Origin of the sequence: Aetokthonos hydrillicola CCALA 1050, from assembly GCF_017591665.1 — a bacterium.
Classification (GTDB): domain Bacteria; phylum Cyanobacteriota; class Cyanobacteriia; order Cyanobacteriales; family Nostocaceae; genus Aetokthonos; species Aetokthonos hydrillicola.
Window position 1 is genome coordinate 1 of the sequence record NZ_JAAKGC010000427.1, and the last position, 1,204, is coordinate 1,204.

The 1,204-nt window shown below is 41.2% G+C and carries 2 protein-coding genes; both read left to right on the forward strand.

The window, feature by feature from the left end; genetic code table 11:
- On the forward strand, positions 1 to 530 hold a 530-nt coding region (locus G4P69_RS38535; RefSeq protein ID WP_208355296.1), incomplete at its 5' end, for a glutathione S-transferase C-terminal domain-containing protein.
- Between the two features lie 305 nt (positions 531 to 835).
- Positions 836 to 1,204: HAS-barrel domain-containing protein (locus G4P69_RS38540; protein ID WP_279606334.1), on the forward strand; the 369-nt coding region annotated here is incomplete at its 3' end.

The following is a 1,204-nucleotide window of genomic DNA, read 5'->3' on the forward strand; positions in this document are numbered from 1 at the left end:
GCTTAATGATCGAAGAATGGGCAGATGAGTCGATAGGCATCAAAAGCCGAAAAGCATTATATTACGCTATCACTCAAGACGAGAACTTCCGTAAATCCTTATTACCTGCTAATACGCCAGATGTACTCAAAGCATTGGTGCAGGAAGTACCCAAAGATCTACTCAAATTTTTAGGCTTTGGTGTTGGTTATACCCCAGATGTAGTACGTAACGCGATCGTTGACTTGAAGCAAGATTTGGAAGCATTAACACTATTATTAGCAGAGAGTCCGTATCTAGTTGGCGATGAACCAAGCCTAGCTGACTTAGCAGTTGCAGGTTTATCGCTACTGATCAAGTTTCCTGAAGGTTCCTATGTGGATATACCACCAGCCCTAAGAGGTAAAGGGGTACCCGAATTGGCTGATAACCCTGTTTACGAACCATTCTTCAATTGGCGCGATCGCCTTTATGCCCAATTTCGTAAACCACTAAAGGGATCTACTAGCCCCCAAAGTGGAAGCGCGCCTACTCAGATTGAGATTGATTAATGGGGCATAGGGCATGGGGCATGGGGCATGGGAATTGGGTTTACAATTTGTTTAATTACGGAATTGTGATCTGACAAATTTTAGGATGTTTTCCCAGACACGTAGGGTGCGTTAGCGCTACTCGTAACGCACCTTTTAAAGGTTTATTGCGATCTGGGTTGAGATAAAAGCGATTCTTATATGTATTCAACAACGTCTTATCTCTGGTGAAAAAAACAATATTCGTGGGTATATTACCTATTTTTTAAAGGTTTTTTATATATTTCTTATAAAATAAGAGAAATAGTGATTATACAATCAACAAAATGGATTTGGGACAGCCATTAGGTTCAGTAATACAAGGCTCTCTCACTGGGGGATTAGAAGTACGATTGCACTCTGATGTGTCTGTCGGAGATATGCGGGTGGGAAAGTTTCTAGTTGTGCAAGGGGTACGCTCACGTTTTTTCTGTATGCTCACAGACGTGACACTAGGAACTGCAAATCAACGAATAATGGCTAACCCTCCTAATTGGGAAGATACTTTTTTGCGAGAAGTTTTAGCTGGTGGAGGTACATACGGGATTATCAATCTTGCACCAATGTTGATGTTTACCCCTGAAAATGAAGAATCTTTTTCTTCGACAAACGGCAAATCTGGCAATTCCTTAGCATCATCAACAAATTTGGCATCA